The sequence below is a fragment of the Salmonella sp. 32070601201500089SM genome, from assembly GCF_017573605.1.
GTDB classification, from domain to species: Bacteria; Pseudomonadota; Gammaproteobacteria; order Enterobacterales; family Enterobacteriaceae; genus Salmonella; species Salmonella enterica.
Genome location: NZ_JAGETK010000002.1, coordinates 81,929 through 100,714 on the forward strand (window position 1 = coordinate 81,929; position 18,786 = coordinate 100,714).

Consider the following 18,786-nt stretch of genomic DNA (forward strand, 5'->3'; position numbering starts at 1 on the left):
GCTACTGAGCGAATCACTCAGTAGCCAGCAGAGAAGCCGCCTGAAAGATAAAGTGTAAAGTCACCTACAGCGGAGTGTGGTTACACCATGATGGACAGCTTACGCACGGCTGCAAACAGTCTCGTGCTCAAGATTATTTTCGTTATCATTATCGTGTCGTTCATTTTGACCGGCGTTAGTGGTTACCTGATTGGCGGAAGCAATAACTACGCCGCAAAAGTGAATGGCCAGGAAATCAGCCGGGCACAGTTTGAGAATGCGTTTAACAACGAACGTAACCGTATGCAGCAGCAGTTGGGCGACAGGTATTCTGAACTGGCGGCCAACGAAGGTTATATGAAAAGCCTGCGCCAGCAGGTGCTGAATCGTCTGATAGATGAAGCGCTGTTGGATCAATATTCCCGCGAACTGAAACTGGGCATCAGCGATGAGCAGGTAAAGCAGGCGATTTTCGCCACTCCCGCTTTTCAGGTGGACGGTAAGTTTGACAACAACCGCTATAACGCGATTGTGAATCAGATGGGAATGACCGCCGATCAGTACGCTCAGGCGCTGCGTAACCAGCTTACCACTCAGCAACTGATCAACGGCGTGGCCGGTACTGATTTTATGCTGAAAGGGGAAACCGACGAACTGGCGGCATTAGTCTCTCAACAGCGCGTGGTGCGTGAAGCCGTTATTGATGTCAACGCGCTGGCGGCGAAGCAGCAGGTGACCGATCAGGAAGTGTCCAGCTACTACGATCAGAATAAAGTCCGCTTTATGACGCCGGAACAGTTCCGCGTAAGCTATATCAAGCTGGATGCCGCGACGATGCAGGCACCGGTCAGCGATGCGGATATTCAGGCCTATTATGACCAGCATGTAGATCAGTTTACTCAGCCGGAGCGTATTCGTTACAGCATTATCCAGACCAAAACGGAAGATGATGCGAAAGCGGTACTGGATGCGCTGAACAAGGGCGAAGATTTCGCCACGCTGGCGAAAGAGAAATCTACCGATATCATCTCTGCGCGTAATGGCGGCGATATGGGCTGGCTGGAAGAGTCTGCCACGGTGCCGGAACTGAAAAACGCCGGATTAAAAGAAAAAGGACAGATATCTGGCGTGATTAAGTCGTCTGTCGGTTTTCTGGTGGCGCGTCTGGATGATATTCAGCCTGCCAAAGTGAAACCGTTAAGCGAGGTTCGCGATGACATTGCCGCGAAAGTGAAACAAGAAAAAGCGCTGGATGCTTACTATGCGTTGCAGCAGAAGGTGAGCGATGCGGCAAGCAACGACAATGAGTCGTTAGCAGGCGCTGAACAGGTCGCTGGCGTAAAAGCGGTTGAAACCGGCTGGTTTAGCCGTGACACCTTACCGGAAGAGCTGAACTTCAAACCGGTAGCCGATGCTATCTTTAATGGCGGTCTGGTGGGCGAAAACGGTACGCCGGGGCCGAATTCAGACATTATCACCGTGGATGGCGACCGAGCTTTTGTCGTACGCGTGAGCGAACATAAACCTGAAGCCGTGAAGCCGTTGGCAGAAGTGAAGGAACAGGTCACTGCCCTGGTGAAGCATAACAAAGCGGAACAACAGGCGAAGCTGGATGCGGAAAAACTGCTGGTCGAGCTGAAAGCGGGCAAAGGCGCGGAAGCGATGAAAGCGGCGGGTCTGAGTTTTGGCGAGCCTAAAACGTTAAGTCGTACCAGTCAGGATCCGGTGAGTCAGGCGGCCTTTGCGTTAAGCCTTCCGACGAAAGATAAGCCAGTTTATGGCGTGGCGAACGATATGCAGGGTAACGTCGTTCTGCTGGCGTTTGACGAGGTGAAAGCGGGCGCCATGCCGGAAGCGCAGAAAAAAGCGATGGTGCAGGGCATCACGCAGAACAATGCGCAAATTGTCTTTGAGGCGCTGATGAGCAATCTGCGTAAAGAGGCGAAAATCAAAATCGGCGACGCTCTGGAACAGCAGTAATCGTCGAGGCGCTTCGCAAAAAATTGCAAAACGTTGTATCCCACAAAGGCCGCTTTCGCGGCCTTTTCCATTTCTGAGAATTGCCGTTTGTTCGTTTTTCTCCGCCCCGCTATCGTGGCTGCACTGTTAACAAACAAGGAGAAAACAGTATGAAACACGGAATTAAAGCACTGCTTATTACGCTTTCTTTAACCTGCGCGGGCATGGCCCATAGCGCGCTGGCGGCGACGCCTGTCGCAAAAAATGCAGCGGTGGAAACAAAAGCGGATACGCCTTCTTCATCCTCCGCCAAAGCGGCATTACCTGCTAAAGCCAGCGATGATGAAGGTACCAGGGTGAGCATTAATACCGCGTCTGCGGAGGATCTGGCGCGGGTGATGAACGGCGTTGGGCTGAAAAAAGCGCAGGCTATTGTGAGCTATCGGGAGGAGTATGGTCCTTTTAAAACGGTGGATGATTTAAAGCAGGTGCCGGGAATGGGAAGCGCGCTGGTGGAGCGTAATCTGGCAGTTTTAACATTGTAATCACTTGCACAGTGGCAAAAATTTGCCAGACTGTAGAGGTCATACCAGTTATGGCCTCTGTACTTGTCGTTTACTTATAACAACAACGTAAGGTTATTGCGCTATGCAAACACAAATCAAAGTTCGTGGATATCATCTTGATGTTTATCAACATGTTAATAATGCCCGCTATCTGGAGTTTCTGGAAGAGGCCCGTTGGGATGGGCTGGAAAACAGCGACAGCTTTCAGTGGATGACGGCCCGCAATATTGCCTTTGTGGTGGTAAACATCAATATAAATTACCGTCGCCCGGCGGTATTGAGCGATCTACTGACCGTGACCAGCCAGGTACAACAGCTTAACGGTAAAAGCGGCGTATTAAGCCAGACGATTACGCTGGAGCCAGAAGGGCAGGTGGTGGCCGATGCGCTCATCACGTTTGTTTGTATTGATTTAAAAACGCAAAAAGCGCTGCCGCTGGAAGGCGAATTGCGTGAAAAGCTGGAACAGATGGTGCAATAACGCCTCGCTGTCTGATGGCGTTGAACTTGTCCGGCCTGGCGATATTGACCATGGTGCATATCGCCAGGCCGGATAAGGTGCATGCGCCGCCATCCGGCAAAACAATCACCTTAACCCGGTTTTTTGCTTCATTGCCGCCATCACCGCCGCTTTATTCGACAGATAATGATTCAGGCCGTTAGCGCGCAGATTACAGGCCGCGCAATGACCACAGCCATCGCCTTTAATGCCGTTATAGCAGGTCAGCGTCTCTTCGCGAACCAAATCCAGTTGGCCCCAATAATCGGCCAGCGCCCAGGTTTCAGCTTTATCAATCCACATTAAGGGCGTTTCGAAACGGATATCTTTCGCCATGCCCAGATTCACCGCGTGATTCAGCGCTTTGACGAACTCATCGCGACAGTCTGGATAGCCGGAAAAATCGGTCTCGCAAACGCCGGTGATCACCGCTTCGGCTTTGACCTGATAAGCGTAAATCGCCGCCAGCGTCAGAAAGAGAATATTGCGTCCCGGTACGAAAGTATTGGGGATACCGTCAGCGTTCGGTTCATAGTCCGGCACCGGAATGCTATCCCGCGTCAGGCTGCTGACCGCCAGTTCGTTCAGCAAAGTGACATCCAGCACTTTATGCGCGCGTGCGCCAAGTTTTAACGCCAGTGCGCGCGCGACATCAATCTCTGCGCGGTGGCGCTGACCATAATCAAACGTGACACAATGCACTTCATCATACTGATGCCGCGCTTGCGCCAGACAAGTGGTGGAGTCCTGACCTCCACTAAATACAACAACGGCGCGTTTCATAGTTATCCTGATCAATGACGAAAGCCAATATGGTAACGCGTACGGATAATCCCGACCAGCTTCTTCACGGCGAAGGCGGCGGAAGCCAGGCTTCGCTAAATTCAAACCAGCCGCGAGGGGTGAGTCGAACGCCGTTAACGCCCGGTGGGGCGCTGATGCGATAGTGATAATTAAACAGCGGCGTAAGTGTGGCGTCATCCATCAGGTTGGCAAAAACTTGTTGTAGCGCGGCGCGGCGATCTTTTTCATTGGGCTGAATTTGCAGAGCGTCAAGCGTAGCCTGCAGATGGGAAAACGCAGGCGCGTCCAGGACATGCGGCCAGATCTGATCGCAACGTAGCCACTGCTCCAGCGTATATTCCGGCGCTTCGCCGATCAGCCTGTCGCCCATCATCAGATCCGCTTGCGCCAACGCAGGGCAGTTATCCCAGTTTTTGGCATTATGAAAAATCAACGTTAACTCACAGCCGAGCGTCGCCAGGTAATGTCGAAGCTGTTCCGCCATCGTATGCAGCTCTACGGGAAGGTGATACGCCAGGGTAAGTTTTTTCGGCAATGGCGTTTCATCAACGTCCTGCCATTGCGGGATTGTCCAGCCGGGTAGCAGCCCCTGACTTGGCATAATCAAGTTCTCATCTACCGGTAAGGTTTTCAGCAGCGAAGTATGATGGATAATATGTATCAGACGCCGCGCCTGCTGTACGTTGAGCCGTGAGCCCTTTTTGAGGGTTAAATAACAAAAGCCAAGACTGATACCACTACTTACCTGACTCAGCGTCGCCAGCTCTTCCGGTTTGCCGATGGCAATCTGCACCGGATGGCGGCAACTGGTGCCCAGATCCTGGGCAAACAGTTGCGGGGTGATCCAGAATTCAATCGCTTTCAGCAGCGGATGGCTGAGGTGATAATGGTCATGACTTTCCAGACGCACCAGTTCCGGCGTGAACAACGCCAGGCGAAAAGGACCGGTGCCGATAAGCGGCAGGTCAGGATGCGCCAGACCGCTACAATAGCTCGCCAGACGATGCGCCAGCCAGTAATCAGGTCGGTGAAGGAGAAAGGTCAGGCACTGAGGATGCGTTACTTCGATCCGTGCGACGCTAATAAACAATTTGCTTAGCGCCGGTAGGGTAAGCAGCCTTTCCAGGCGTTCGTGTAGCTGCGCGGTATCCACCGCATCGCCATTATGCCAGTGCAGCGTGGAGCGAATATAAAAATCCCAGCGTAAACCGTCGGCGGAAACCTTCCAGTGATGCGCCAAATCCCCGCAAGGATATTGACTGTCGCGGTCGAAGCGCGTTAACCCGGAAAAAACTTGCCCTGCGAGATGCTGTTCCGCGCGTCCTGGCAGAAAACCCGGCTGCAGCGGATCAAGCGGACGATAGTAGGGAATACGCAATGTCGGCGTATCGTTTTGCCATTGGCCGCCCATAAAAGGCTGGAGCATCGCCCGTAACTCGCCCGGCGCCAGCTGCGCCAGTTCCAGTACGTTGAGCTGCTGCCCTTTTTCCAGCGCCTGTTCCATCATGGCGGTGCGGAGCGATTCCGGCGTGACCAGAAACTGGAGCCGTCCACGTTTCCCGCGTCCGGACTGCGCCTCCCATCTTAGCCAACCCGCCTGCTGGGCCTGACGCAGCAGCGTTCGCAGATGGCGCTCGCTACAAAAACAGCGTTCGGCCAGTTCGCTAACGGTGACATGTTGCGTTTCCCCGGCGGAAGGCTGCCAGAGGCGTTGATATTGATTAAGCCGATTCAGTAGCCTCATAGAAACCCGGAACACTTCCTTTTATCTGTTCACTATTACTTCCGTATATCTCAGGTAATACTGAACAACAAGTTAACCGCGTCACAGTGTGGAGAAAGAGATGGCCCGTCTGGCAGCATTTGATATGGATGGCACGTTATTAATGCCCGATCACCATTTGGGTAGAGAAACGATCGCCACGCTGGCGCGTCTGCGCGAACGCGATATCACCCTGACATTCGCTACGGGTCGTCATGTGCTGGAGATGCGGCATATTCTGGGGACGCTTTCACTGGATGCTTATCTTATTACCGGTAACGGGACGCGAATTCACTCGCTGGAAGGCGACGTGCTGCATCGTCAGGATCTCGATCCTCAGGTTGCCGATACGGTGATGCACCATGCCTGGGATACCCGAGCCAGTATGCATGTGTTTAATGACAACGGCTGGTTTACAGGCCAGGAGATCCCCGCGCTACTCCAGGCGCACGTCTACAGCGGCTTTCGTTATCAGGTTATCGATATAAAAAGTATTCCGGCCCATCAGGTGACGAAGATCTGTTTTTGCGGCGATCATGACGATCTGATCCGTTTGCGCATTCAGCTCAATGAGGCGCTGGAAGAACGCGCGCACCTCTGTTTCTCTGCCGTCGACTGCCTGGAAGTGCTACCGCTGGGGTGCAATAAAGGATCGGCGCTGGCGGTATTGAGCAACCATTTAGGGCTTTCACTGGCAGATTGCATGGCGTTTGGCGACGCGATGAACGATCGGGAAATGCTGGGCAGCGTCGGGCGGGGGCTCATTATGGGCAATGCCATGCCGCAGCTTATCGCCGCGCTGCCACACCTTTCGGTTATCGGACATTGTGGTAATCAAGCGGTATCACACTTTTTGACGCATTGGCTGGACAATCCGCATCTACCTTATTCCCCCGAATGAGAGATCTCTTCCAGCAAGCCAGACATTCAGTCTGGCTTTTTTTTGGTTTCTAGTCGCCGGTAAGTAATTTTGCGATGGCCGCTGACCACGGCGTCAAATCGCCGATATGGTCGCTAACCCAGGCCGGATGGTAATAGGTATCCAGATAGCGATCGCCGCTATCGCACAATAACGTCACGATAGCGCCGGTTTCTCCAGCCTCGCGCATCCGGGCCGCAAGCTGCAGCGCTCCCCACATATTCGTGCCGGTAGAGGCGCCGACTTTACGGCCTAGCTGCGTTTCCAGCCAGTGTGCGGTGGCAACGCTGGCGGCGTCCGGCACGCGCAGCATCTCATCCACGACATCCGGAATAAAAGAAGGCTCTACTCGCGGACGACCAATTCCTTCAATTTTACTGCCCACCGGGCTGCGTAATGAAGCGTCGCGATCCTGCCAGTAAGGTAAAAAGACGGAATTTTCCGGATCCACCACCATGAGCTGAGTATCATAGCCCTGGCAGCGAATATAGCGCCCAATCGTCGCAGAGGTTCCGCCCGTTCCGGCGCTCATGACGATAAATCGCGGTACTGGATGGGGTTCGTTGCGCATCTGGCGGAAAATACTGTCGGCAATATTATTGTTGCCCCGCCAGTCGGTAGCTCGTTCTGCGTAGGTAAACTGGTCCATATAGTGACCGTTCAGTTCATGCGCCAGCCGCTCGGAGGCGGCATAAATTTCGCAGGCGCTCTCCACAAAATGACAGTGGCCGCCGTAAAATTGAATCTGTTCGATTTTACGTTTTGCGGTACAGGCGGGCATGACGGCGATGAACGGCAGTCCCAGTAAACGCGCGAACCAGGCTTCGGAAATCGCCGTTGAGCCTGATGACGCTTCAATAATCGGAGTGCCTTCTTTAATCCAGCCATTGCACAACCCATAAAGGAACAGCGAGCGCGCCAGACGATGCTTGAGGCTACCGGTGGGATGCGTGCTTTCGTCTTTCAGGTAAAGCTGGATACCTGGAAATGCCGACAGGGGCAAACGAATAAGATGCGTATCCGCCGAGCGCTGGTGGTCAGCGTTAATTTCATTAATGGCATTTTTAACCCAATTGCTACTCATCATTAATATCCATTTATCATTTTGTGCCAAGAGTAGCGAAAAGTACGGAAAAAATTGTTGCTATTTGACCTTTAAATTACAATGTAAGGAGAAAAATATTCTCTATGGAGTGGGTATGTTAGATAAAATTGACCGTAAACTGCTTTGCTTATTGCAGCAGGACTGTACCCTCTCTTTGCAGGCGCTGGCGGATGCCGTTAATCTGACGACAACGCCTTGCTGGAAGCGGCTTAAACGCCTGGAAGATGACGGTATCCTGCTTGGCAGGGTCGCGCTGCTGGACCCGGAAAAACTGGGGCTGGGATTAACCGCTTTTGTGTTGATAAAAACGCAGCACCACAGCAGTGAATGGTACTGTCGGTTCGTGACCGTCGTCTCTGAGATGCCGGAAGTGCTTGGCTTCTGGCGGATGGCGGGGGAATACGACTATCTGATGCGAGTTCAGGTGGCCGACATGAAGCGGTATGACGACTTCTATAAACGTCTGGTCAATAGCGTCCCAGGACTGTCAGACGTCACCTCCAGTTTTGCGATGGAACAGATTAAGTACACCACCTCTCTGCCCATTGAATAATTCTCCCGGTATTGCCGGAAATCATATCAGGAAATAACGCGTGCGATTATTTGCTCAATTAAGCTGGTACTTTCGCCGGGAATGGCGTCGCTATCTTGGCGCGGTGGCCCTGCTTATGCTTATTGCGATGCTTCAGCTGATCCCGCCCAAAGTGGTGGGGATTGTCGTGGATGGCGTAACCGCACAGCAGTTTACTCCAGGCCGAATAGCGATGTGGATTGGCACCATTGCCCTGATCGCCGTAGTGGTCTATTTGTTGCGCTATGTCTGGCGCGTGCTGCTGTTTGGCGCTTCTTATCAATTAGCCGTCGAACTGCGTGAAGATTATTATCGCCAGCTGAGTCGTCAGCATCCCGAATTTTATCAGCGCCATCGGACGGGCGATCTGATCGCGCGTGCGACGAATGATGTGGATCGCGTCGTATTTGCGGCGGGCGAGGGCGTTCTGACGCTGGTTGACTCGCTGGTAATGGGCTGCGCGGTACTGATTGTCATGTCGACGCAAATTAGCTGGCAGCTAACGCTATTAGCGCTGTTGCCGATGCCGATTATGGCGCTGATGATCAAACGTTACGGCGATCGGCTGCATGATTATTTCAAACTGGCGCAGGCCGCCTTCTCCAGCCTGAACGACCGCACGCAGGAGAGTCTGACCAGCATCCGCATGATCAAAGCGTTTGGTCTGGAGGACCGCCAGTCTTCGCTGTTTGCGGCGGATGCCGAAGATACCGGCAAGAAAAATATGCGCGTGGCGCGTATTGACGCGCGTTTTGATCCAACCATTTACATCGCCATTGGCATGGCGAACCTGCTCGCGATTAGCGGCGGAAGCTGGATGGTGGTTAACGGCAGCCTGACGCTGGGCGAACTCACCAGCTTTATGATGTATCTGGGGTTGATGATTTGGCCGATGCTGGCGCTGGCCTGGATGTTTAATATCGTGGAGCGGGGTAGCGCCGCATACAGCCGCATCCGCGCCATGCTGGCGGAAGCGCCGGTAGTTAAGGATGGCGAAGAGCCGGTCCCGGCGGGGCGTGGCGAACTGACGGCGGCCATTCGTGAGTTTTGCTATCCGCAAACGACGCATCCGGCGCTGGAGAATGTGAACTTTCGTCTTAAACCGGGTCAGATGCTGGGGATATGCGGTCCGACCGGCGCGGGGAAAAGCACAATATTGTCGCTTATCCAGCGCCATTTTGATGTGACGCAGGGAGAGATCCGATTCCATGACATGCCGTTGACGCATCTGCAACTGGATAGCTGGCGTAGCCGACTGGCGGTTGTCAGCCAGACGCCGTTTTTGTTCTCGGACTCTATTGCCAATAATATTGCGCTCGGACGCCCGGAGGCGACTCAGGAGGAGATTGAACAGGTGGCGCGTTTAGCCAGCGTACATGAGGATATTCTCCGCTTGCCTCAGGGCTACGACACGCAGGTAGGTGAACGTGGCGTCATGTTATCGGGAGGGCAAAAACAGCGTATCTCGATTGCCAGAGCGCTACTGTTAAATGCGGAAATTCTGCTTCTCGATGATGCGCTTTCTGCAGTAGATGGCCGCACGGAGCATCAGATTTTGCATAATTTGCGCCAGTGGGGCGAAGGGCGTACGGTTATCATCAGCGCGCATCGTTTATCCGCGCTGACCGACGCCAATGAAATTATCGTTATGCAACATGGTCATGTTGTTCAGCGCGGCGATCACGATCAACTGGCGCAGCAGATTGGCTGGTATCGCGATATGTATCGCTATCAGCAACTGGAGGCCGCGCTGGATGACGCGCCGGAACGCGGCGAGGAGGCGGCGAATGCGTAGTTTTGGACAGCTATGGCCGACGCTGAAACGGTTGCTGGCGTATGGCTCGCCATGGCGAAAACCGCTCTCTGTCGCGGTGATGATGCTGTGGATTGCGGCGGCGGCGGAGGTTAGCGGTCCGCTGCTGATCAGCTATTTCATTGATAACATGGTGGCCCGCCACCATTTACCGTTGGGCAAGGTCGCGGGGCTGGCGGCCGCCTATGTGGGGCTACAGTTTCTGGCGGCGGGTCTGCATTACGCCCAGTCTTTATTATTTAACCGGGCGGCCGTTGGCGTGGTTCAGTCCTTGCGCACGGACGTTATGGATGCCGCCTTGCGTCAGCCGCTAAGCGCCTTCGACACGCAGCCTGTCGGACAATTAATTTCACGCGTGACCAACGATACGGAAGTCATCCGCGATCTGTACGTCACGGTCGTCGCAACGGTATTACGTAGCGCGGCGTTGATCGGCGCCATGCTGGTCGCTATGTTCAGCCTTGACTGGCGGATGGCGCTGGTGGCGATTTTGATTTTTCCGGCGGTATTGACCGTGATGATCATTTATCAGCGCTACAGCACGCCGATTGTACGCCGCGTGCGGGCATACCTGGCGGATATTAACGACGGCTTTAACGAAATCATCAATGGGATGAGCGTAATCCAGCAGTTTCGCCAGCAGGCGCGCTTCGGCGAACGCATGGGCGAGGCCAGCCGCTCGCACTACATGGCGCGGATGCAGACGCTGCGCTTGGACGGCTTTTTATTGCGTCCGCTGCTTAGCCTCTTTTCCGCGCTCATTTTATGCGGTTTGTTGATGCTTTTCAGCTTTACGTCTGCCGGCACGATTGAGGTCGGGGTGCTGTATGCGTTCATTAGCTATTTGTCACGTCTGAACGAGCCGCTCATTGAACTGACCACCCAGCAATCCATGCTACAGCAGGCGGTTGTGGCGGGAGAGCGTGTTTTTGAACTGATGGATCGCCCGCGCCAGCGCTATGGCAGCGACGACAGGCCGTTACAAAGCGGGGCGATTGATATTGATCATCTGTCGTTTGCTTACCGCGACGATAATCTTGTTTTACAGGACATTACGCTATCAGTACCGTCCCGTAGCTTTGTGGCGCTGGTGGGGCACACCGGCAGCGGGAAGAGCACGCTCGCCAGCTTATTAATGGGGTATTACCCCCTGACACAAGGCGAAATTCGGCTGGATGGGCGAGAAATCGCCTCTCTTAATCATCGCGTTTTACGCCAGGGCGTGGCGATGGTTCAACAGGACCCGGTAGTGATGGCGGATACCTTTCTGGCTAATGTGACGCTGGGGCGCGATGTCTCCGAGGCGCAGGTGTGGCAGGCGCTGGAAACGGTACAACTGGCAGATCTGGCGCGCGGCCTGAGCGACGGGCTGCATACGCATCTCGGCGAGCAGGGAAATACGCTGTCCGTCGGGCAAAAACAGCTATTGGCGCTGGCGCGCGTGCTGGTTGACGCCCCGCAAATATTAATTCTTGATGAAGCGACGGCCAGCATCGATTCCGGCACTGAGCAGGCGATACAGCAGGCGCTGGCGGCGATTCGCGAGCGCACCACGCTGGTGGTTATTGCCCATCGGCTATCGACAATCGTGGAGGCGGATACCATTCTGGTTCTCCATCGCGGCCAGGCGGTGGAGCGCGGGACGCATCAACAATTGCTGGCGGCGCAAGGGCGCTACTGGCAAATGTATCAATTACAGTTAGTTGGCGAGGAGTTAGCCGCCAGCGTACACGAAGAACCCGGCCCTGCGGCGTAAGGCTTGGCGCCACAGGGCAAAGCCTCGCCCATCATGCACCGTCGTGGTGCGTTTTTCTTTCCCTGCTTCGATTTTGGGGCGCGTCAATATAAAGACGCGCCGCTAACTGCGCTTTTCCTCGCTCGCCAGCTTCTGGCACATCCTTTGCAATATCCATTCTGAAGAGTCCATGCGCGGCGGCAGCCGTTACCTAATTCTGACTGGAGGGTTCTATGAAGCTGGTTACCGTGATTATCAAACCGTTCAAGCTGGAGGACGTGCGGGAGGCGCTTTCTTCCATTGGCATTCAGGGACTGACCGTCACCGAAGTGAAAGGGTTTGGCCGTCAGAAAGGACACGCCGAACTGTATCGCGGCGCGGAGTACAGCGTGAATTTCCTGCCGAAGGTCAAAATTGATGTGGCTATCGCCGACGACCAACTGGAAGAGGTGATCGATATCATCAGTAAAGCGGCTTACACCGGAAAAATTGGCGACGGCAAAATTTTCGTCGCGGAGCTCATGCGCGTTATTCGGATTCGTACCGGCGAAGCTGACGAAGCAGCGCTGTAAGACCCGCCACAAAGCAACAGGAAATGAAAAAATGAAGATAGCGATGATAAAAACCACACTGGCTTCACTGGCGCTGCTGCCTGGGCTAACGATAGCCGCGCCGGCGGTTGCCGATAAAGCGGATAGTGCTTTTATGATGATTTGCACCGCGCTGGTGCTGTTCATGACGATACCGGGTATCGCGCTGTTTTACGGCGGATTAATTCGCGCCAAGAACGTGCTGTCAATGTTAACGCAAGTGACCGTCACCTTTGCGCTGGTCTGTATTTTATGGGTGGTGTACGGCTATTCGCTGGCTTTTGGCGAAGGGAATCATTTCTTCGGTAATGCTGATGGGGCGATGTTGAAGAATATCGCGTTGACGGCGGTAACGGGTACGATTTATCAGTATATTCATGTCGCATTTCAGGGATCTTTCGCCTGTATTACCGTCGGGCTGATTGTCGGCGCGCTGGCGGAGCGTATTCGTTTTTCGGCGGTACTGATTTTTGTCGTGGTGTGGTTCACGCTCTCTTATATTCCGATTGCGCACATGGTGTGGGGCGGCGGCCTGCTGGCTGCTCACGGCGCGCTGGATTTTGCCGGTGGTACGGTGGTGCATATTAACGCCGCTATCGCCGGGCTGGTGGGGGCTTACTTAATTGGCAAACGCGTCGGCTTTGGGAAAGAAGCATTTAAACCCCATAACCTGCCGATGGTCTTTACCGGTACTGCGATTCTGTATATCGGCTGGTTTGGATTTAACGCGGGTTCTGCTGGTAGCGCAAACGAGATAGCAGCGCTGGCCTTTGTGAACACCGTGGTGGCGACCGCCGCCGCGATTCTGGGGTGGATTATCGGCGAGTGGACGCTACGCGGTAAGCCTTCCCTGCTGGGAGCCTGTTCCGGCGCGATTGCCGGTCTGGTCGGCGTGACGCCAGCCTGTGGCTATGTTGGCGTTGGCGGCGCGCTGGTTATCGGCGTTATTGCGGGTCTGGCGGGATTGTGGGGAGTCACCATGCTTAAACGTCTGCTACGGGTAGATGATCCGTGCGACGTATTTGGCGTTCACGGCGTTTGCGGAATAATCGGCTGTATCCTGACCGGCGTTTTTGCCGCCAGTTCGCTGGGCGGCGTTGGCTTTGTCGACGGCGTTACGATGGGACATCAGGTGATGGTACAGCTGGAAAGTATTGCTATTACGGTCGTCTGGTCCGGCGTTGTCGCGTTTGTTGGTTACAAACTGGCGGATATCCTTGTTGGACTGCGTGTACCGGAAGAGCAGGAGCGCAAGGGGCTGGATGTGAACAGTCACGGCGAGAATGCGTATAACGCGTGATTGCGCAACATGCCTGATGGCGCTGCGCTTATCCAGTTTACCGTAGGCCGGATAAGCGCAGCGTCATCAGGCCATTAACGCCGCATAGCGGCATGTTTTTTAATTGTGATTACGCATTACCCCTTCCTGCACGGTTGAAGCGACCAGCGCGCCATCCTGAGTATAAAACTCGCCGCGAACAAAGCCCCGGGCGCTGGAGGCGGAAGTGCTCTCCACGCTATAAAGTAGCCATTCATTAAAATTGAACGGACGATGGAACCACATAGAGTGATCGATAGTGGCGATCTGAATGCCCTTTTCCAGAAAACCGATGCCGTGAGGCTGAAGCGCGACGGGAAGGAAATTCAGATCCGAGGCGTATCCCAGTAAATATTGATGGACGCGAATGTCATCCGGAACGGTGCCGTTGGCGCGAATCCATACCTGACGCACAGGCGCGGCGACGTGACCTTTCAACGGATTGTGAAATTCGACGGGACGAATTTCCAGCAGGCGATCGCAGAGAAACTTTTCTTTCAGAATCGGCGGCAGTAAATGCGCCAGCGATTGCGCGATTTCCGTTTCTGACGGTAGTCCTTCCGGCCCGACTGCTGTCGGCATGGTTTTTTGATGTTCAAAACCCGGTTCCGGCGCCTGGAATGAGGCGGTCATGTAAAAGATGGGTTTCCCGTTCTGAATTGCGGCAACGCGGCGGGCGCTGAAGCTGTTCCCATCGCGCAGCACTTCTACGTCATAGATAATGGGTTTTTGGCTATCGCCCGGCCGCAGAAAATAACTGTGGAATGAATGCACCAGTCGTGCTTCCGGCACCGTTTCTTTGGCGGCATAGAGTGCCTGGCCCACCACCTGACCGCCAAATACCTGGCGCAGCCCTAAGTCTTCACTTTGGCCCCGAAAGAGTCCTTCTTCAATTTTTTCCAGATTCAATAATGTCAGCAAATTATTCAGTGTCTGACTCATACATACTCTCCAGGTGACAACGATGCCGAAGCGAGGTAGGGCAGAGTATAACGCAATTTTGCAAGTGGTCCGATGGGTACAAAAGTCTGAATAACAGACCAATTCCAGGCAAAAATGAGTGACATGTGCCACACTTAATCACGTTATGTTTCTGTTAACCACTCTTCCGGCGGGGGGAAAGGCCTGCTGGTGCATTGATGATAAGGAGAATTGAATGAAACTCGTGCACATCGTAAGTGGTTTAGCGGTTGCGATATCTCTGGCGGCCTGCGCTGATAAAAGCGCTGATATCCAGACGCCTGCGCCAAACCCTAACATGTCGATTACAGCTAACCAGTCTACTATTCAGCAACCCAATGTTTCCGGTACCGTCTGGATCCGCCAGAAGGTCGCTCTGCCGCCAGATGCGGTGCTGACCGTGACGCTTTCAGATGCTTCGCTGGCTGATGCGCCGTCTAAGGTGCTGTCGCAAAAAGCGGTACGTACCGAAGGTAAACAGGCGCCTTTCAGTTTTGTGTTGCCGTTTAACCCATCAGATATTCAACCTAACGCGCGTATTCTCCTGAGCGCGGCCATCACCGTTGATAATAAGCTGGTATTTATTACCGATAGCGTGAAACCGGTGATTAATAATGGCGGCACTAAAGCGGATCTGACGCTGGTACCGGTACAGCAAACGGCGGTGCCTGTGCAGGCCAGCGGTGGTGCGACGACGACGGTTCCATCGACTTCGCCGACCCAGGTCAATCCGTCTTCTGCCGTTCCTGCGCCTACCCAGTATTAATCCTGCGCCAACCCTCTCCGTTACGGAGAGGGTTAATACACCCAGCGATAGCGTTGTAAATCGATTTGTCCGCTTCCCGACACCACCACGCCTTCCGCCAGTAATGCCTGACGTTGCCGCTGTAGATCCGGCCCGGTAAGTGATATTGCGCCGTGGCGGTTCACCACCCGATGCCATGGTAAAGTGCTGCCTTCCGGCAGACGTTTTAAAACTCCGCCGACCTGACGCGCCGCCCGAGGCGAACCGGCAAGCCGGGCGACATCGCCGTAGGTCGTGACAAACCCTTCCGGGATCGAGGCGACGATTTGCCAGACGCGTTGAGGAAATGTGTCCTGAATATCCATAATAGAATCCTGCGTTAATGCTTCAGGATAATCTGGAATAAGGGGGGAGGAAAGCCCGGATGCGCAAGAAACCAGCATCCGATGCCTGATGGGTTGCAATTGCACGATATAGCAGTGATAATGCGCCTGCGCGTTGGTTCACAACGCTCTCAATGGGGGCTCTGTTGGTTCTCCCGCAACGCTACTCTGTTTACCAGGTCAGGTCCGGAAGGAAGCAGCCAAGGCAGATGACGCGTGTGCTGGGATGTAGCTGGCAGGGCCCCCACCCATTTGTGCCTCTCCACACTGTTCTTTTCTGCTGTGCGACGTTATAGCCGCTGTTCCGCCCAAAGAATAAATGCCGTAGCGGGTAGGGGTTTACTGTATAACCAGCCCTGACCATAATGTACGCCATGCTGGCGTAGCCACTGTTCTTGCCTGGTCGTTTCGATGCCTTCTGCGACCATCTTAAGTTTGAGCGTTTTCGCCATTTCAATAATATGCGGCGTGACGTTTTTATATTCCAGCGCATCGACAAAAGATTTATCAATTTTAAGGACATCCACATCCAGATTTTGTAAGTAGCTGAGGCTGGAATAGCCGGTGCCAAAGTCATCAATATAAATGGAATGACCCGCGTTACGGTATCTGGCGACAATGGGCGCGCTGGTTTTCGGATCGGCGAACTCGCGCTCCGTTAACTCAAGCGCGATTTGCGACGGAGAAATTTGGCTACGGTTCAGCAGCGTGCTTAACAGCGTCGGCAACGTTTCCGACGCCAGATCGGATGCCTCAAGATTGATTGAAATATGTTGTTCGGGATGGGACTTTAACCAACTCCCCATGTCTTCAAAAACGGTTTCGATGATTAGCCGGGTTAGCGGCTCCGTGAGCCCGGTTTGTTCAGCCAGCGCGATAAAAATTTCCGGCGAAAGGAAGGTGCCGTCCGCCTGTTGCCAGCGAGCTAAGGCTTCGGCACCGACAATTTTTCCGCTGCTCAGGGAGACAATAGGCTGATAGTGTACGTTAATTTCGCGATTGTCTATCGCATCCTGGAGACGGTGGCGGGGCGACTGTAGCCGACGCAAAATACGCAGAATAAAGGCCGCGGCCAGCAGACCCGTTACGATGCCCGCCGGTAGCCAGATAAACGCCTGTCGATACCAGCTCCTTTCCAGCGGAGCGGTCGGTGCCCAGCTTACGATAGTAATGCCCATTTCCGGAAAGGGGTGGATAGCATACTGAATGCCTCGGTTTTCCAGCCGCAGGGGCGTCTCATGGTGAATGAGCGGAAGAATAGCGGGGTCAAGGTTACCGCTGCTGGCAACCACAGTATTGCGTTCCCGGCCAATAATAGCGACGTCAATCGGCCATGCGCCAAACGGAATCACATCGATAAAGGACGCCGGGTCGATCATCACGATATAGCTGTCGCTCCCGAGTGCCGCCATATAGCGTTTTATACCCAGATCGTTTTGCGCCGTAAACCTGGCGCGATAACCGTCGCGAGTGATTTTCATGGGCGGAGGGAAAGCGGGAATATGGCTCTCTTTTTCAAGTGAGGAGCAAACGGGAATCGAATTTTTAAGATACAGAACTTCCTGGACATACCGAAAGCTATAAGACACGCGGCGCATGGCGAGTAAATGGGCGCTGCTGCAGGGCTCGCCTTTAAAGGAGGCAATATGCGTTAACGCGGCTTTTGCCTGGTCACTGACCCTTTCTGTACGTAGCGCCACCCGGGACGAGAAGATATCCAGCTCTTCGTTAAACCTTTTTTCAACTTGACGGTGCGCCAGCCACAGGCTCAATCCTATCGGGAAAAGGACAGACAGGATAAGCACTCCCGTTACCAGGCTGACCAGATGTCGTGTTGTCACAGTGATGTCCTTATAAACACAGCGTAGAGAAAGTATATCCGATCGTAAATCGCGCCCTTGAATGATAAAGCTATTTTATCGATTTTACAGATACAGGGGCCAGACTAACGCGTTACGCCACGTTGCTTTTGCCGCCAGGAAGAGATCGTGAATGTTTACCGGTTGAAAAAGGAGCATTGATAGCGTATTTTATTGTTATGTTATAACATAATTGAGAGAGCGCAATGAAACCTGATATTCATCCTGTATACCGCACCGTCGTATTTCACGACACCAGCGCAAATGAATATGTGAAAGTGGGATCAACTATCAAAACTGAACGTGAAATCGAACTGGACGGCGTGACATATCCGTATGTCACTATTGATGTGTCATCAAAATCGCATCCTTTTTATACCGGTAGACAGAAAACGTTTGATAGCGAAAGTAGCGCCGCACGCTTCCAGAAACGTTTCGGTCATTTTATCGGCGCTAAACGGGGGTAAATGAAATGCAGGTGTTAAACTCACTTCGCAATGCAAAACAACGGCATCCGGATTGCCAGATAGTCAAACGCAAAGGACGCTTATACGTGATTTGTAAAACAAATCCGCGTTTTAAGGCGGTTCAGGGGCGTAAAAAAAGACGTTAAAAAACCAACAGTTCAGGGAAAGCAGTGCGTACCAGGGAGGGTGCGCACTTTTTTATTACCGGCTGGCTTCTGCGCGGGCCAGCGTAAAAATATCGTAGAAGGAAAGTTCGCCCTTACGGGCAACCATTTTTTGCAGCTGGACTTTATGTTCATTATCCACCTGTGGAGACTGAAGAATCGTCTCAATGAGCGTGGGGGGAACAAAGCGGGTGTTGTACCATTCGCCGTTGTAACAGACCCGGAGGTCCAGCACATCGATGTCGTTATAGTGATAACGCGGGGCGATGTCGAAAAAGAAGAAGCCATTAAATACGATAAATAACACCACTAACAGCCACACTGACCCCACCAGCGTTTCTGATTGCAGCATGACCGCCAGCGTCGCAAACCAGGCTGCATACATCGCGATAAATAACCCAGGATGCTTGCGGATAAAACTGATACTAAAACGCGGCCTGTTATCGCGTTTTTCACGGATGTTTAAGTCATCAATAGTTTCGCTAAGCAGGCGCTGTATCTCTGTCATCTTTTGCCTTCATGATTTCTGCGACATAGGGGGTAATAACAGCCCATTTTAAAGGGAGGTGTAACGTGAAAAAAGTAACA

Annotated in this window: 19 protein-coding genes and 1 other RNA gene; 13 read left to right on the top strand and 7 right to left on the bottom strand. The window is 53.4% G+C overall.

Features of this window, described 5'->3' with window-relative positions; translation table 11 throughout:
* The first annotated feature begins 87 nt into the window (after positions 1-87).
* From ppiD to fadM, 3 genes are all read left to right on the top strand, one after another.
* Positions 88-1,959 carry a peptidylprolyl isomerase gene (ppiD, locus tag J4728_RS03865; RefSeq protein ID WP_000969434.1) on the top strand — a complete coding sequence of 624 codons (1,872 nt, stop codon included), beginning with the start codon at positions 88-90 and terminating at the stop codon, positions 1,957-1,959.
* 149 nt (positions 1,960-2,108) lie between these two features.
* Positions 2,109-2,483, top strand: coding sequence for a helix-hairpin-helix domain-containing protein (locus J4728_RS03870; RefSeq protein ID WP_000680322.1), 375 nt, complete (start codon positions 2,109-2,111; stop codon positions 2,481-2,483).
* A 103-nt stretch (positions 2,484-2,586) separates the two neighbouring features.
* Positions 2,587-2,985, top strand: coding sequence for a long-chain acyl-CoA thioesterase FadM (gene fadM / locus J4728_RS03875; protein WP_001194543.1), 399 nt, complete (start codon positions 2,587-2,589; stop codon positions 2,983-2,985).
* 105 nt (positions 2,986-3,090) lie between these two features.
* Here the strand turns inward: fadM and queC are convergent, their stop codons facing one another.
* On the bottom strand, positions 3,091-3,786 hold the full coding sequence (gene queC / locus J4728_RS03880) for a 7-cyano-7-deazaguanine synthase QueC (RefSeq protein ID WP_000817201.1): 696 nt from the start codon (positions 3,784-3,786) through the stop codon (positions 3,091-3,093).
* A gap of 64 nt (positions 3,787-3,850) precedes the next feature.
* Positions 3,851-5,551 (bottom strand): SgrR family transcriptional regulator, encoded by a 1,701-nt coding sequence (locus J4728_RS03885; protein WP_001238174.1) that lies wholly within the window; start codon positions 5,549-5,551, stop codon positions 3,851-3,853.
* A gap of 100 nt (positions 5,552-5,651) precedes the next feature.
* On the opposite strand from J4728_RS03885, the gene cof reads away from it, so the two are divergent.
* The gene (gene cof / locus J4728_RS03890; RefSeq protein WP_000113030.1) at positions 5,652-6,470 is read left to right on the top strand and encodes an HMP-PP phosphatase; all 819 of its coding nucleotides are present in this window, start codon (positions 5,652-5,654) and stop codon (positions 6,468-6,470) included.
* Between the two features lie 49 nt (positions 6,471-6,519).
* Here cof and cdsH read toward each other — a convergent pair whose 3' ends face one another.
* Positions 6,520-7,575: a cysteine desulfhydrase gene (gene cdsH, locus J4728_RS03895; RefSeq protein ID WP_000987849.1), complete on the bottom strand. Its 1,056-nt coding sequence runs from the start codon at positions 7,573-7,575 to the stop codon at positions 6,520-6,522.
* A gap of 112 nt (positions 7,576-7,687) precedes the next feature.
* Here cdsH and decR point away from each other — a divergent pair, with 112 nt between their 5' ends.
* From decR to amtB, 5 genes are all read left to right on the top strand, one after another.
* Complete coding sequence (gene decR / locus J4728_RS03900; RefSeq protein ID WP_000884593.1) at positions 7,688-8,146, top strand: DNA-binding transcriptional regulator DecR; 459 nt, start codon at positions 7,688-7,690, stop codon at positions 8,144-8,146.
* Positions 8,147-8,186: 40 nt separating this feature from the next.
* Positions 8,187-9,959 carry a SmdA family multidrug ABC transporter permease/ATP-binding protein gene (locus J4728_RS03905; RefSeq protein ID WP_001235571.1) on the top strand — a complete coding sequence of 591 codons (1,773 nt, stop codon included), beginning with the start codon at positions 8,187-8,189 and terminating at the stop codon, positions 9,957-9,959.
* Positions 9,952-11,733: a SmdB family multidrug efflux ABC transporter permease/ATP-binding protein gene (locus J4728_RS03910; RefSeq protein WP_001256070.1), complete on the top strand. Its 1,782-nt coding sequence runs from the start codon at positions 9,952-9,954 to the stop codon at positions 11,731-11,733. Before J4728_RS03905 ends, J4728_RS03910 begins: the two co-directional genes overlap by 8 nt.
* Before the next feature lie 212 nt (positions 11,734-11,945).
* Positions 11,946-12,284, top strand: coding sequence for a P-II family nitrogen regulator (gene glnK / locus J4728_RS03915; protein WP_000780341.1), 339 nt, complete (start codon positions 11,946-11,948; stop codon positions 12,282-12,284).
* 31 nt (positions 12,285-12,315) lie between these two features.
* The gene (amtB, locus tag J4728_RS03920; RefSeq protein WP_208211231.1) at positions 12,316-13,602 is read left to right on the top strand and encodes an ammonium transporter AmtB; all 1,287 of its coding nucleotides are present in this window, start codon (positions 12,316-12,318) and stop codon (positions 13,600-13,602) included.
* 99 nt (positions 13,603-13,701) lie between these two features.
* Here the strand turns inward: amtB and tesB are convergent, their stop codons facing one another.
* Positions 13,702-14,562, bottom strand: a complete 861-nt coding sequence (tesB, locus tag J4728_RS03925) for an acyl-CoA thioesterase II (protein ID WP_208211234.1) — start codon at positions 14,560-14,562, stop codon at positions 13,702-13,704.
* A gap of 214 nt (positions 14,563-14,776) precedes the next feature.
* On the opposite strand from tesB, the gene J4728_RS03930 reads away from it, so the two are divergent.
* On the top strand, positions 14,777-15,346 hold the full coding sequence (locus J4728_RS03930; protein ID WP_000779802.1) for a YbaY family lipoprotein: 570 nt from the start codon (positions 14,777-14,779) through the stop codon (positions 15,344-15,346).
* A gap of 32 nt (positions 15,347-15,378) precedes the next feature.
* On the opposite strand, the gene J4728_RS03935 is transcribed toward J4728_RS03930, so the two are convergent.
* A complete protein-coding gene (locus J4728_RS03935) occupies positions 15,379-15,768 on the bottom strand; it encodes an MGMT family protein (protein WP_000961285.1) in 390 nt (129 codons plus the stop codon).
* An 84-nt stretch (positions 15,769-15,852) separates the two neighbouring features.
* On the opposite strand from J4728_RS03935, the gene ffs reads away from it, so the two are divergent.
* Positions 15,853-15,949, top strand: an RNA gene (ffs, locus tag J4728_RS03940) — signal recognition particle sRNA small type.
* A 49-nt stretch (positions 15,950-15,998) separates the two neighbouring features.
* On the opposite strand, the gene J4728_RS03945 is transcribed toward ffs, so the two are convergent.
* Positions 15,999-17,549 (bottom strand): EAL domain-containing protein, encoded by a 1,551-nt coding sequence (locus J4728_RS03945; RefSeq protein ID WP_208211237.1) that lies wholly within the window; start codon positions 17,547-17,549, stop codon positions 15,999-16,001.
* A gap of 224 nt (positions 17,550-17,773) precedes the next feature.
* Between J4728_RS03945 and J4728_RS03950 the strand changes: the two genes are divergently transcribed.
* Positions 17,774-18,034 carry a type B 50S ribosomal protein L31 gene (locus tag J4728_RS03950; protein ID WP_000801415.1) on the top strand — a complete coding sequence of 87 codons (261 nt, stop codon included), beginning with the start codon at positions 17,774-17,776 and terminating at the stop codon, positions 18,032-18,034.
* Positions 18,035-18,039: 5 nt separating this feature from the next.
* Positions 18,040-18,180 (top strand): type B 50S ribosomal protein L36, encoded by a 141-nt coding sequence (gene ykgO / locus J4728_RS03955; protein WP_001197749.1) that lies wholly within the window; start codon positions 18,040-18,042, stop codon positions 18,178-18,180.
* 55 nt (positions 18,181-18,235) lie between these two features.
* Here ykgO and J4728_RS03960 read toward each other — a convergent pair whose 3' ends face one another.
* The gene (locus J4728_RS03960; protein WP_023234240.1) at positions 18,236-18,706 is read right to left on the bottom strand and encodes a YlaC family protein; all 471 of its coding nucleotides are present in this window, start codon (positions 18,704-18,706) and stop codon (positions 18,236-18,238) included.
* Positions 18,707-18,786: the final 80 nt, after the last annotated feature.